Below are 12,324 nucleotides of genomic sequence, written 5' to 3'. Positions count from 1 at the left end.
ATGTCGTCTGAACGGAACCGCCCGGCAGCACCGCTTGAAGCGGTGCAGGCACCGGTGGATGGTGCCGGGCTGTATCTCGGGTATCGGTCGACGCGGGTGTCGGTGCCGGCCACGGGGGCGCTGGTCGAGTTCCGTTACGTCACCGAACCGCCTCATGGTGACGCGCTGTTGGAGATGCGCCTGGGAGAGAGAGTCTTTCCGGGGCTCATCTGGGGCTCGATGACCTGGTGGTCCCCGGACGGCCGCTACCTCGCGATGGATTGGGCGGGTGCGTTGCCCCGGGAGCTGCGCCGAACCTGCGTGCTTGTTGATCTGCACCAGTGGCGCTACGTCGCGCTCGAGGGCTTCAGGCCGATCTCGATCGATGCCGAGGGCCTTCATGGCCACTCAATTGGCGGTGCGGCGCAGACGGTTCGAATGGATGGCGTGACCGGCTGGCACATGTGCTGACCGACGCGAGGCGGCTTTCGAGCGCCTCGCGGCGCGGGTTGCAGTAGGCTCGCCAGCCGAGTCACTCCGCAGCCCCGCCATGAATCCCCAGCCGATCCGCCCCGCTTCGCCTGACGCCATGACCGAGCGCAGTGTGGCGCGCCGCGACGTGCTGGCGGCGTTGGCCGCCCTGGCCTGCAGCGGCACCACGGCCGTGGTGGCTGAACCGCTGCCCAGCCTCATCGCCCGGGTCAAGCGCTCCGTCGTCGCGGTCGGCAGCTATGGCTTGATGGACACGCCGCGCTTCGGCTTCCGCGCCGCGGGCTTCGCGGTAGCGGACGGCCTGCACGTGCTGACCAACGCGCACGTGGTGCCGGAGGAAACGCCCGGGCGCATCGACCGCAGCATTGCGGTGCAGGTGTGGCTGGGCGACGACCAGTGGCAGCTGCGCAGCGCGACGCTGCTGGGCCGGGACCTGCGCAACGACCTCGCGCTGCTGGCCATCGACGGGCCGGTCGTGCCGGCCCTGAAGCTGGCGGCGCAGGACGCGGCGGAGGGCACGGCGATTGCGCTGATGGGCTTTCCCATCGGCAATGCGCTGGGCCAGGTGCACGCCACGCACCGCGGCATCGTGTCGGCCTGGACGGCCATCGCCACGCCGGCCGGCAGTCCGGCTGGCCTGAATGCGCGCACCGTGCGCCAGTTGCGCGACGGCGCCTTCAAGGTCATGCAGCTGGACGCCATTGCCTACCCCGGCAACAGCGGCGGCCCGGTGCTGGACATCGAGACCGGCGAGGTCGTGGGCGTGCTGCAGGGCGGCGCCATCAAGGGCACCAAGGAGGCGGCGCTGAGCGCGCCGACGGGCATCAGCTACGCGGTGCCGGCCAGCGCCGCGGCCGCGCTGCTGGCCGAGTACCGACGCTGACGCTGCGCCGCGGGCCGCCCGTCATTCCTGGAAGCCGAAGCGGCGCTCCGGCGCCTGCAGCTCCAGCGCGCGGAAGGCCGATGGCGCCATGCCGGTGAACTCGCGGAAGTCCCGCGCCAGGTGCTGGTGGTCGTGATAGCCGGCGTCCAGCGCGAGGTCCAGCCAGCGGGCCTGCGGGCTGACGTTGGCCAGGCGCACCAGCCGGTCGAAGCGGGCCACGCGGCCGAACAGGCGCGGGTTCACGCCGGTGCGCGCGGCGAACTGGCGGCGCAGCTGGCGCACGTCCAGCCCGTGCGTCAGCGCGAGTGTCTCCAGCCCCGGGCCGCCGGCATCGGCCAGCAACAGCCCCGCGACGCGGTCGGCCGCGGCGGCGGCCCGGCGCGGGGCCAGCGTCTGCGGCAGCAGCCAGGCCTCGGCCAGCGCGATCAGCGCGGCGGGGTCGTCGTGCTGGGCCAGGCGGTCCACCAGCGCGCGGAAGCCGGGCGGGAACACCTGCTCGGCATCCACCCAGGCGTCGGTCAGCTCGTCCAGCGGCAGGCCGGTCAGCCGGTACAGCGCGCCGGGCTCGAACTCGATCTGGTAGACCGAGAAGTCCAGCCCGCCCTGGCGCAGCGTGGCCACGGTGGGCTGGCCGATCAGCGCGGCCCGGGGCTTGCGCTGGGCCGGGGCGCCGGGCGCGATGGCGACCTGCTCGGCGTCGCGCAGGTAGAAGGCCAGCGCCGCCGCCGGGCGCGGCCAGTACGGCTTGACCGGCACGGGCGTGCTCGCGTCGAAGCGCAGGCGAATCACCTGATGCTGCCGCACCCAGCCCCGCAGGGCCGGCGTCGGCGGAAGGAACTGGAAGACCGGGGTCATGCGGGCAGGGCAGAGGTCAGGACGCGAGCGGCGGGCCGACGACGCGCATGCCGTGGGCCGCGAACAGAGTGTGCGCCGCTTCGGGCGTTGGCGGGCCATCCAGCCGCGCCAGCGCGGCGAAGAAGTCTTCCATGCGGCCGGCCGGCGTGTAGAGAAAGCGCAGCCGGCCGGTGGGGCTGAGCTGGCGGAAGGTGTGCGGCAGGCCGCGCGGCAGGAACAGGCTGTCGCCCGCGCGCAGCAGGAACTGCTCGCCGTCGCACTGGAAGCGGTACTCGCCGTCCTCGACGAGGAAGACTTCGTCCTGGTCCGGGTGCAGGTGCAGCGGCGGCCCACCGGGGGCATGGCCCTGCCAGCTCATGACGCTGAGGGCCTCGCCCGTGGCGGCGCCGGGCACGTTCAGCATCCATCGGTCCGGCCCGACCTGCAGCGGCGGGCCGGCATGGCTGTGGCCGGCGGGGACGAGGGTGGCGGCGGCGGTCGGGGTGTCGTGCATGGGGCGCTCCGGGTTGTCGGGAGCCGCCAGCATGGCGACAAACCGCCGGGCGCGCTGGTATGGATCGGACATCGGCGGCCCGGGCCGCGTGGCGTGCCCGAGCCGTGTCAGGCCGCCGTGCCAGCCACGCCCAGCATCGCCTGCAGCAGCACGTTGCAGCCGGCCTCGATGTGCTCGGGCTTGGCGTCCTCGATCTCGTTGTGGCTGATGCCGTCCTTGCAGGGGATGAAGATCATGCCGGCCGGCGCCAGGCGGGCCATGTAGACGGCGTCGTGGCCGGCGCCGGAGACGGCGGGCATGTTGGAGTAGCCCAGCGCGTCGGCGGCCTTCTGCACGGCGGCGATGCAGTCCGGGTGGAAGGGCTGCGCGGGGTAGTGACTGACGGGCGTGATCTCGATGGTGAGGCCCGACTCGGCCGCGAGCTTGGCGGCCACGGCGCGGATGTCGGCGTCCATCGCGTCGCACAGCGCATCGGTCGCATTGCGCAGGTCGATGCTGAACTTGACGCGGCCCGGGATCACGTTGCGGCTGTTGGGGTGCACCTGCACCATGCCCACCGTGCCGCGCCCGTGCGGTGGGTGGCGGTGGGCACAGGCCACCACCTCCTGCATCAGCGTCGTCGCGACCTGCAGCGCGTCGCGGCGCAGCGCCATCGGCGTGGGGCCAGCGTGGGCCTCCATGCCGGTGACGACGCAGTCGTACCAGCGGATGCCCAGCACGCCCGTCACGACGCCGATGGTCTTGTCGTGATCCTCCAGCACGGGGCCTTGCTCGATGTGGGTCTCGAAGTAGGCGCCGATGGGGTGGTCGCCGGGCTCCTGGTCGCCGATGTAGCCGATGCGCGCCAGCTCGCCCTGGACCGTCTTGCCCTCGGTGTCGGTCGCCGCGTAGGCGTGCTCCAGCGTGAAGGCCTTCGCGAACACGCCCGAGCCCATCATGACGGGCACGAAGCGCGAGCCTTCCTCGTTGGTCCAGAAGGCCACCTCGATCGGGGCTTCGGTCGCTATGCCGTGGTCGTTCAGCGTGCGCACGACCTCGATGCCGGCCAGAACGCCGTAGTTGCCATCGAACTTGCCGCCGGTGGGCTGGGTGTCGATGTGGCTGCCGGTCATGACGGGCGGCAGGCTGTTGTTGCGGCCCGGCCGGCGCATGAAGCCGTTGCCGATCTGGTCGATGGTGACCGTCATGCCCGCCTCGCGCGCCCAGCGCGTGACGAGGTCGCGGCCCTGCTTGTCGAGGTCGGTGAGCGTCAGGCGGCAGACGCCGCCTTTCTCGGTGGCGCCGATCTGCGCCAGCTCCATCAGCGAGTCCCACAGGCGCTGGCCGTTGATGCGGAGGTTCTTCGTGTCGACGGTCTTGGCGGGCATGTCCATGGCAAGTCCTTTCAGCGGGCGACGGCGGTCGGCTGCAGGTCGGCGGCGCGCTTGATGGCGGCATCGAACTGCGGGCCGAACGGCGGGCGCTTCAGGTAGCGGCCGGTGCCGGGCTCGGCGCGCAGGTCGCCGCGGGCGAACACGACGCGGCCCTGCGCGATCGTGTGGCTGGGAACGCCGCGCACGGTGCGGCCCTCGAAGATGTTGAAGTCGTTCTTGGAGAACTGCGTCCTGGCGCTCAGCGTCTTGATGCCGGCCGGGTCCCACAGCACGAGGTCGGCGTCGGCGCCCTCGGTGATGACGCCCTTGCGCGGGTACATGTTGAACAGCTTGGCGGCGTTGGCGGACGTGATGGCGACGAACTCGCTGGGCGTCAGGCGCCCGGAGTTCACGCCGGCATCCCACAGCACGGCCATGCGCTCCTCAACGCCGCCGCAGCCGTTGGGGATCTTGGCGAAGTTGTCCTTGCCCGCGGCCTTCTGGCTCGCGCAGAAGGTGCAGTGGTCGGTGGCGGTGGTGTGCAGCTGGCCGCTCTGCAGGCCGCGCCACAGGAACTCCTGGTGGATCTTGGGCCGGAACGGCGGGCTCATCACGTAGGCGGCGGCCTTCGCGAAGTCGGGGTCGCGATAGACGCTGTCGTCGATGAGCAGGTGGCCGGCCAGCACCTCGCCGTAGACCCGCTGGCCACGGGCGCGCGCACGGGCGATGGCTTCGGCACTCTCGATGCAACTCACGTGCACGATGTAGATGGGCACGCCCAGCACGTCGGCGATGGCAATCGCGCGGTTGGCGGCTTCGCCCTCCACCATCGGCGGGCGGCTCATCGGGTGGCCCTCGGGGCCGGTGATGCCCATCTTGGCGACCTCGGCCTGCAGCAGGTAGACGAGCTCGCCGTTCTCGGCGTGCACGGTCGGCATGGCGCCGAGTTCGAGCGCACGCTTGAAGCTGTTCACCAGCGTCTCGTCGTCGCACATGATGGCGTTCTTGTAGGCCATGAAGTGCTTGAAGCTGTTCACGCCCTCCTCACGCACCAGCGTGCCCATGTCGTCGCTGACGGATTGGTCCCACCAGGTCACGGCGACGTGGAAGGCGTAGTCGCTCGCGGCCTTCTCGGCCCAGCCGCGCCAGGTGCGGTAGGCGTCCATCAGCGGCTGCTGCGGGTTGGGGATGACGAAGTCGATGATGCTGGTCGTGCCGCCGGCCAGGGCCGCGGCGGTGCCGGTGAAGAAGTCGTCCTGCGTCACCGTGCCCATGAAGGGCAGCTGCATGTGGGTGTGCGGGTCGATGCCGCCGGGCAGCAGGTACTGGCCGGTGCCGTCGAGCGTGGTGGTGCCGGCGGGCGCTTCCTTCACGGCGCGCTCGCCGAGGGCGGCAATGCGGCCGTCGATGCACAGCACGTCGGTGCGCGATTCGGCGTCGGCGTTGACGACGACGGCGCCGCGGATCAGGAGGGGAGGGGTCATGCAGCAACTCCTTGGGCCGCGACTCGGCGCGGCATGCTGAGGATGTAGACGGTGCCGGCCACGGCGAGGCTGAAGAACCAGCCAAAGTCGAACAGGGTGACGAGGCCCGCAGGCACCGAGGCCTTGTCGACGACGCCGGACACGGCGAGATAGCCCGGCAGGCAGGGCAGCACGCCCACCAGCAGCGCGATGATGGCGCGCAGGTTCCAGCCGCCGCTGTACTCGTAGGCGCCGCCGCGGCGGTAGAGGTCGTCGTGGCGCAGCTCGGTGCGGCGCAGCAGGTAGTAGTCGCTGAGCAGGATGCCGGCGATGGCGCCCAGCAGCGTGCCGTAGCCGCCCAGCCAGGTGAACAAGTAGCCGCCGGAGGTGGCCAGCAGCTTCCAGGGCATGAACAGCAGGCCGATCACCGCGGCGATCAGGCCGCCCATGCGGAAGCTGATCTTGCTGGGCGCGAGCTGGGAGAAGTCGTAGCTCGGCGACACGAGGTTGGCCGCGACGTTGGTGGTCAGGTTGGCCAGCAGGATGACGAGCAGGCCGAGGCCGGCGGCGACGGGGCCCATCTTGGCCAGCAGCGCGTCGGGGAACAGCTCGGCCTTGCCGTACAGGATGGCACTGGCCGAGAAGCCGATGACGCCGACCATGGAGAACAGCGCCATCGGCACGGGCAGGCCCAGCGCCTGGCCGACGGTCTGGTCGCGCTGGCTGCGGGCGAAGCGCGTGAAGTCGGGGATGTTCAGCGCCAGCGTGGCCCAGAAGCCGACGAGGCCGGTCAGCGCCGCCCAGACCTTGGGGCCGCCCGGCACCTCCTTGGCCGGCAGGCCCAAGAGCTGCGCGGCGGGCACCATCGTCACGAGGGCCACGACCAGGGCCAGCGATGCGCCGATCATCAGCGGCGCCGCGATGACCTCCAGCAGCCGGATGGACTCGGTGCCCTTCCAGATGAAGACGATGTGCACCGCCCAGAACGCGATGAAGCAGGCGAGCTGCGAGCTGCTGATGGTCTCGCCCGGCGCGGGGGCGGCCAGGCCCAGGCCCAGCACGTTCAGGAAGCTGTGCAGCGCCAGCGCGCCGAAGTAGCAGTTGATGGAGAACCAGCCGCAGGCCACCAGGCCGCGCAGCACCGCCGGCAGGCTGGCGCCCTTCACGCCGAAGGACGCGCGGGCCAGCACCGGGAACGGAATGCCGTGCTTGGGGCCGACGCGGCCGATGAGGATCATGGGCACCAGCACGATGAGGTTGGCCAGCAGCACCAACCCCACCGCCTGCTGCCAGCTGAAGCCCTGGTCCAGCATGGAGCTGGCCATCGTGTAGGTCGGCACGCACACCACCATGCCCACCCACAGCGCCGCAAAGTCCTGCCAGCGCCACGTTCGCTGAGACGCCGTCGTCGGTACGAGATCGTGGTTGCTCAGCGTCGGGTCGGTCATGGGGCGTTTCCGTGGAAGTCAGGTGTTCTGCGGGAAAGCAAATTGCGGGCCTTTGGGCGTGCTGTCGGGCCAGCGTTGCATGACGGCCTTGTGCTTCGTGTAGAAGCGCACCGCCTCGGGCCCGTAGGCATGGTGGTCGCCGAACAGGCTGCGCTTCCAGCCGCCGAAGCTGTTGAAGGCCATGGGCACCGGCAGCGGCACGTTGACACCCACCATGCCGACCTGGATGTGGTGCACGAACTCGCGCGCCACGTGGCCATCGCGGGTGAAGATGGCCACGCCGTTGGCGTATTCGTTGGCTTCGATCAGCGCGATGGCCGCCGCAAGATCGGGCACGCGCACGACGCACAGCACGGGGCCGAAGATCTCCTCGGTGTAGCAGCTCATGTCGGCGCTGACGCCGTCCAGGATCGTGCCGCCGACGAAGAAGCCGTTTTCATGGCCGGGCACCTTGTAGCCGCGGCCATCGACGACAGCCTTCGCGCCGGCCGCCACGCCTTCGCCGATCAGCCGCTCCACGCGCTGCTGAGACGCCCGCGTGATCAGCGGGCCCATCTCGGCGCCGGCCTCGTGGCCTTCGCCGATCTTGAGCGCCTTGACCTTGGGCGCGAGAGCCGCGACGAGCTTGTCGCCCACGTCGCCCACGGCCACGCAGACCGAGATGGCCATGCAGCGCTCGCCGGCCGAGCCGTAGGCCGCGCCCATCAGCGCGTCCACCGCGCCGTCGAGGTCGGCGTCGGGCATGACGACCATGTGGTTCTTCGCACCGCCCAGCGCCTGCACCCGCTTGCCATGCGCCGAGCCGACCTTGTAGATGTGCTCGGCCACCGGCGTGGAGCCGACGAAGCTGACTGCCGCGATGCCGGGGTGGGCCAGGATGGCGTCCACGATGTCCTTGTCGCCCTGCACAACGCTGAACACGCCGTCCGGCAGGCCGGCTTCCTTCAGCCACTGCGCTATCAGCAGTGACGACGACGGGTCGCGCTCGCTGGGCTTGAGGATGAAGGCGTTGCCGCAGCCGATGGCGATGGGGTACATCCACATCGGGACCATGGCCGGGAAGTTGAACGGCGTGATGCCGGCCACCACGCCCAGCGGCTGGCGCAGGCTCCAGGCGTCCATGCCGCGCGCGATCTGCTCGGTGTACTCGCCCTTCAGCAGCTGCGGCATGGCGGTGGCGAACTCCACCACCTCGATGCCGCGCGCCACCTCGCCCAGCGCGTCGGGCAGCGTCTTGCCGTGTTCGCGCACGATGGCTTCGGCCAGCAACTCCTTGCGGTCCTGCAGCAGCGTGAGGAACTTGAACAGCACGCGGGCGCGGGCCAGCGGCGGCGTCTGGCTCCAGGCCTTGGCGGCCTGCGTGGCGCTGGCGACGGCGGCGTCCAGGTCGGCCACGCTGCCCAGCAGCAGCTGGCCTTGCACCTCGCCGGTGGCGGGGTTGTGGATGGCTTGCTGGCGTTCACCGCTGCTGCGATGGGCGGCGCCGGCAATCCAGTGGCCGACTTCGTAGGGGCTCATGACGATTCCTTCAGGCGCACCCGACCCGCATGGGGTTGTTGGGGTGCTCGGTCCAGTTCAGGGAGCTGCCGTCGATGACGCGACCGGTGCGGGCATCGGTCTCGCCGACTTGCAACTTGCGCATAGTGATGGTGCCAGGGACCGGGCAGATCGACACGCAGAGATTGCAACCGACGCACTCGGCCTCGTTGACCTCGAAGTGGCGTTGGCCGTCCTTGGTGGCCCAGATGGCCTGGTGCGAGGTGTCCTCGCAGACGACATGGCAGCGGCCGCACTGGATGCAGCTGTCCTGGGCTATGACGGCTTTCTCGACGTGGTTCAGGTTGAGCTGGTTCCAGTTCTTCACGGTGGGCACGGCGCGGCCGCGGAAGTCGTCCAGCGTGCGGTAGCCCTTCTCGTCCATGAAGTTGGACAGGCCCGAGCACATGTCCTGCACGATCTTGAAGCCGTAGACCATGGCCGCGGTGCAGACCTGCACGGTGCCGCAGCCCATCGCGATGAACTCGGCCGCGTCGCGCCAGGTGCTGACGCCGCCGATGCCGCTCAGCGGCAGGCCGGCCGTGGCGGGATCGCGCGCGATCTCGGCCACCATGTTCAGCGCGATGGGCTTGACGGCCGGGCCGCAGTAGCCGCCGTGCGAGCCCCAGCCGTCGGTGACGGGGCTCATCGTCATGCGGTCCAGGTCCACGCCCATGACCGAGTTGATCGTGTTGATGAGGCTCACCGCATCGGCGCCGCCCGCCTTGGCCGCGCGCGCGGGGATGCGCACGTCGGTGATGTTGGGTGTGAGCTTCACGATGACGGGCATCTTCGTGTGCGTCTTGCACCACTCGGTGATCTGCTGGATGTACTCCGGCACCTGGCCCACGGCCGAGCCCATGCCGCGCTCGCTCATGCCGTGCGGGCAGCCGAAGTTCAGCTCCACGCCGTCGGCGCCGGTGTCGGCCACGCGCGCGAGGATGTTGCGCCAGGCCAGCTCGTTGACCGGCACCATCAGGCTCACCACCATGGCCCGGTCCGGGAAGTCGCGCTTCACGCGGGCGATCTCGTCGAGGTTGGTCTGCAGCGGCCGGTCGGAGATGAGCTCGATGTTGTTGAAGCCGATCACGCGGCGGTCCTGGCTCCACAGCGTCGCGTAGCGCGGGCCGTTGACGTTGACGACCGGCGGGTCCTCGCCCAGCGTCTTCCAGACGACGCCGCCCCAGCCCGCCTCGAAGGCGCGGCGCACGTTGATCTCCTTGTCGGTCGGCGGCGCGGATGCGAGCCAGAACGGGTTGGGGCTCTTGATGCCGAGGAAGTCGGTGCTCAGGTCAGCCATGGGCGGCCTCCTTGTCGAGATGGCGGGCGCTGGCGTGCTGCAGCGCGTGGTCGATGCTGGCGGCGGCGCGCTTGCCGTGCTCCACGGCCTCCACGGTCAGGTCGCGGCCGCCCGCGCGGCAGTCGCCGCCGGCCCACACGCGGGCCAGGCTGGTGCGGCCGTCGGCGTCGGTCCGGATGCGGCCGCCCTGCAGCTCGATGGCGGCGCCGATGGGCTGGGCGTCGAAGGTCTGGCCGATGGCGCGCAGCACCAGGTCGGCCTCGATGACGAACTGCTCGCCGGTGTCGACGAGCTTGCCGCCTTCCAGCCGCGTCGCCGCGAAGCGCATGCCGCGCACCATGCCGCCTTCGGCCTCCACGGCCAGCGGCCGGGCCCAGCAGCGGATCGTCACGCCGTTCGTCTGCGCCCAGTGCTGCTCGTGCGTGGAGGCCGACAGGCCGTCCGGCCCGCGGCGGTACACCATCGTCACCTGCTCGGCGCCCAGCAGCTTGCTCTGCACGGCCGCGTCCACGGCCGTCATGCCGCCGCCGATGACGACCACCTTGCGGCCCACCGGCACCTGGGCCGGGTCGCTCTGGCGCAGCTCGGCGATGAAGTCCACCGCATCACGAAGGCCCGGCAGTTCGGGCTCGGCGATGCCCAGCGCGTTGACGCCCTGCAGGCCCAGGCCCAGGAACACCGCGTCGTACTCGGCCAGCAGGCCGTCCAGCGTGATGTCGCGGCCCAATCGACAGTTCAGCCGCGGCGTGATGCCACCGATGGACAGCAGCCAGTCAATCTCGCGCTGTGCGAAGCCGCCGGCGACCTTGTAGGTGGCGAGGCCGTATTCGTTGAGGCCGCCCAGCTTTGGTGCGGCGTCGAACAGCACGACGTCGTGTCCGCGCCACGCCAGGCCGTGCGCGGCAGCCAGACCGGCCGGGCCGGCACCGACGACGGCGACCCGTTTGCCGGTCGGCTGGCCGCGCTCGAACAGCGGCCGGGCTCCGGGAGTGGCGAAGTGACCCTCAACCGCGAAGCGCTGCAGCAGCCCGATCTCCACCGGCTTGCTCTCGTTGGTGTTGCGCACGCAGGCCTGCTCGCACAGCACCTCGGTCGGGCAGACGCGGGCACACATACCGCCCAGCGGGTTGGCCATCAGGATGGCTTCGGCCGCGCCGCGCACGTTGTCCTGCGCCACGCGCTGGATGAACGCCGGGATGTCGATACCCGTGGGGCAGGCCGTCTGGCAGGGCGCGGCGTAGCAGTAGTAGCAGCGCTCGGCCTCGATCAAGGCCTGCGTGCGGTTCAGCGGCGGATGCGCATCGGCGAAGTTGCGCGCGTAGTCGTCAGCGGCCAGGCGGCCGGGCTTCAGATCGGCAGGGTCCACGGGAATCTCCGAGGGGAAAACCGCCAAACATTACTACCCCGTAAAAATTGACGCAGGCGTAAAAACCCGCAGCAAGCGCTTGGTGCGTAACGTCAGAATCCGGTGCATGACCGTGACTGTTCCCGCGACGCGCACGCCGCGTGCCGCCACCCTGCGCAAGCAGGAGGCCATCCTCACCGAAGCCGAACGCCAATTTGCCCGATTCGGATTTGAAGGCGTCAGCCTCGACAGCATTGCCGCCGCGCTGGAGCTGTCGCGCCAGAACCTGCTGTACCACTGGCCCAGCAAGGAAGAGCTCTACCGCGCCGTGCTGGACAGCGTCATGGGCGAGTGGATGGCCAACATGTCGGCCATCGCCGACGCCGACGAACCCGAGGCCGCCATCCACACCTACGTGGACGTGAAGCTGCGCTTCAGCCGCGAGCGGCCCAGCGGCAATGCGGTGTTCACCCGCGAGATCATGGCCGGCGCGCCGCGCTACCAGGACGTGCTGAAGGCGCAGGTGATGCCGCTGCTGCACGCCGACGTGGAGCGCTTCGAGCACTGGGCCGACCAGGGCCTGATCCGCCGGCTGGACTTCACGCACCTGATGTTCCTGATCTGGTCGTCCACGCAGGCCTATGCCGACCTGGGCCCGCAGTTCTCGCTCTACATGGGCAAGCCGCAGCTCGACGACGACGACTTCGAGCGCGCCCGCCGGCTCATCACCGACCTGATCTGGCGCAGTCTGAAAGTGGCCGACTGAAGCGCCGGGCGCGCGTTGCGTGGCAGAGTCGCAGACATGATTCTCGAAATCGCCGACCTCTGCATCCAGCCCGGCCAGCAGGCCGCCTTCGAAGCCGCGCTGCGCGACGGCATCGCCAACGCGTTGTCGAAGTCCAAGGGCTTCATCCGCATCAGCGTTCAGCACGGCGTCGAGTCGCCTGAGCGCTATGTGCTGCTCATCGAATGGCAGACGCTGGAGGACCACACGGAGGGCTTCCGCAACGGCCCGCTGTTCGCCGTCTGGCGCAGCCACATCGGCAGCTTCTTCGCCGGCCCGCCGGTGGTGGAGCACTTCCAGACCGTCGCCTGACGCCTCGGCACCAGCCCGCGCAGGGCAGCGCCTCGGCCGTCGGCTGAACCGGGCGACCTGCGGGCCGCCACGTCCGCCCCAT

12 protein-coding genes are annotated in these 12,324 nt (G+C 70.3%); 4 read left to right on the top strand and 8 right to left on the bottom strand.

Annotated features, from left to right (window positions below):
• Both ACG04Q_RS21690 and ACG04Q_RS21685 read left to right on the top strand, forming a co-directional pair.
• On the top strand, positions 1 to 450 hold the full coding sequence (locus ACG04Q_RS21690) for a hypothetical protein (RefSeq protein ID WP_394513531.1): 450 nt from the start codon (positions 1 to 3) through the stop codon (positions 448 to 450).
• 118 nt (positions 451 to 568) lie between these two features.
• Entirely contained in the window at positions 569 to 1,354 is a 786-nt protein-coding gene (locus ACG04Q_RS21685) for a S1C family serine protease (protein WP_394513529.1), read from the top strand.
• A gap of 21 nt (positions 1,355 to 1,375) precedes the next feature.
• Here the strand turns inward: ACG04Q_RS21685 and ACG04Q_RS21680 are convergent, their stop codons facing one another.
• The 8 genes from ACG04Q_RS21680 to ACG04Q_RS21645 form a co-directional block, all read right to left on the bottom strand.
• On the bottom strand, positions 1,376 to 2,209 hold the full coding sequence (locus ACG04Q_RS21680) for an AraC family transcriptional regulator (protein ID WP_394513527.1): 834 nt from the start codon (positions 2,207 to 2,209) through the stop codon (positions 1,376 to 1,378).
• A gap of 16 nt (positions 2,210 to 2,225) precedes the next feature.
• The gene (locus tag ACG04Q_RS21675; protein WP_394513525.1) at positions 2,226 to 2,702 is read right to left on the bottom strand and encodes a cupin domain-containing protein; all 477 of its coding nucleotides are present in this window, start codon (positions 2,700 to 2,702) and stop codon (positions 2,226 to 2,228) included.
• A gap of 107 nt (positions 2,703 to 2,809) precedes the next feature.
• A complete protein-coding gene (locus ACG04Q_RS21670) occupies positions 2,810 to 4,069 on the bottom strand; it encodes a Zn-dependent hydrolase (protein ID WP_394513734.1) in 1,260 nt (419 codons plus the stop codon).
• Positions 4,070 to 4,086: 17 nt separating this feature from the next.
• Positions 4,087 to 5,538: a dihydropyrimidinase gene (gene hydA / locus ACG04Q_RS21665; protein WP_394513522.1), complete on the bottom strand. Its 1,452-nt coding sequence runs from the start codon at positions 5,536 to 5,538 to the stop codon at positions 4,087 to 4,089.
• A complete protein-coding gene (locus ACG04Q_RS21660; RefSeq protein WP_394513520.1) occupies positions 5,535 to 6,965 on the bottom strand; it encodes an NCS1 family nucleobase:cation symporter-1 in 1,431 nt (476 codons plus the stop codon). The genes hydA and ACG04Q_RS21660 overlap by 4 nt, the downstream gene beginning before the upstream one ends.
• A gap of 18 nt (positions 6,966 to 6,983) precedes the next feature.
• Complete coding sequence (locus tag ACG04Q_RS21655; protein ID WP_394513518.1) at positions 6,984 to 8,483, bottom strand: CoA-acylating methylmalonate-semialdehyde dehydrogenase; 1,500 nt, start codon at positions 8,481 to 8,483, stop codon at positions 6,984 to 6,986.
• 10 nt (positions 8,484 to 8,493) lie between these two features.
• On the bottom strand, positions 8,494 to 9,801 hold the full coding sequence (preA, locus tag ACG04Q_RS21650; protein ID WP_394513516.1) for an NAD-dependent dihydropyrimidine dehydrogenase subunit PreA: 1,308 nt from the start codon (positions 9,799 to 9,801) through the stop codon (positions 8,494 to 8,496).
• Positions 9,794 to 11,167: an NAD(P)-dependent oxidoreductase gene (locus ACG04Q_RS21645; protein WP_394513514.1), complete on the bottom strand. Its 1,374-nt coding sequence runs from the start codon at positions 11,165 to 11,167 to the stop codon at positions 9,794 to 9,796. Before ACG04Q_RS21645 ends, preA begins: the two co-directional genes overlap by 8 nt.
• A 106-nt stretch (positions 11,168 to 11,273) precedes the next feature.
• Between ACG04Q_RS21645 and ACG04Q_RS21640 the strand changes: the two genes are divergently transcribed.
• Together ACG04Q_RS21640 and ACG04Q_RS21635 are read left to right on the top strand one after the other, a co-directional pair.
• Entirely contained in the window at positions 11,274 to 11,912 is a 639-nt protein-coding gene (locus ACG04Q_RS21640; protein ID WP_394513512.1) for a TetR/AcrR family transcriptional regulator, read from the top strand.
• A gap of 36 nt (positions 11,913 to 11,948) precedes the next feature.
• The gene (locus tag ACG04Q_RS21635) at positions 11,949 to 12,242 is read left to right on the top strand and encodes an antibiotic biosynthesis monooxygenase family protein (protein ID WP_394513510.1); all 294 of its coding nucleotides are present in this window, start codon (positions 11,949 to 11,951) and stop codon (positions 12,240 to 12,242) included.
• The last annotated feature ends 82 nt before the right edge of the window (positions 12,243 to 12,324 follow it).

It is taken from the genome of Pelomonas lactea (genome assembly GCF_043555885.1).
GTDB classification, from domain to species: domain Bacteria; phylum Pseudomonadota; class Gammaproteobacteria; order Burkholderiales; family Burkholderiaceae_C; genus Pelomonas; species Pelomonas lactea.
The sequence above is the reverse complement of the archived record's forward strand: the minus strand, read 5'-3'. Positions and strand labels throughout refer to the sequence as shown.

Bases quoted from the DNA above. Each gene is read 5' to 3' on its own strand.
- ACG04Q_RS21690 (WP_394513531.1), top strand. From the start codon at position 1: ATGTCGTCTGAACGGAACCGCCCGGCAGCACCGCTTGAAGCGGTGCAG.
- ACG04Q_RS21685 (WP_394513529.1), top strand. From the start codon at position 569: ATGACCGAGCGCAGTGTGGCGCGCCGCGACGTGCTGGCGGCGTTGGCC.
- ACG04Q_RS21680 (WP_394513527.1), bottom strand. From the start codon at position 2,209: ATGACCCCGGTCTTCCAGTTCCTTCCGCCGACGCCGGCCCTGCGGGGC.
- ACG04Q_RS21675 (WP_394513525.1), bottom strand. From the start codon at position 2,702: ATGCACGACACCCCGACCGCCGCCGCCACCCTCGTCCCCGCCGGCCAC.
- ACG04Q_RS21670 (WP_394513734.1), bottom strand. From the start codon at position 4,069: ATGCCCGCCAAGACCGTCGACACGAAGAACCTCCGCATCAACGGCCAG.
- hydA (WP_394513522.1), bottom strand. From the start codon at position 5,538: ATGACCCCTCCCCTCCTGATCCGCGGCGCCGTCGTCGTCAACGCCGAC.
- ACG04Q_RS21660 (WP_394513520.1), bottom strand. From the start codon at position 6,965: ATGACCGACCCGACGCTGAGCAACCACGATCTCGTACCGACGACGGCG.
- ACG04Q_RS21655 (WP_394513518.1), bottom strand. From the start codon at position 8,483: ATGAGCCCCTACGAAGTCGGCCACTGGATTGCCGGCGCCGCCCATCGC.
- preA (WP_394513516.1), bottom strand. From the start codon at position 9,801: ATGGCTGACCTGAGCACCGACTTCCTCGGCATCAAGAGCCCCAACCCG.
- ACG04Q_RS21640 (WP_394513512.1), top strand. From the start codon at position 11,274: ATGACCGTGACTGTTCCCGCGACGCGCACGCCGCGTGCCGCCACCCTG.
- ACG04Q_RS21635 (WP_394513510.1), top strand. From the start codon at position 11,949: ATGATTCTCGAAATCGCCGACCTCTGCATCCAGCCCGGCCAGCAGGCC.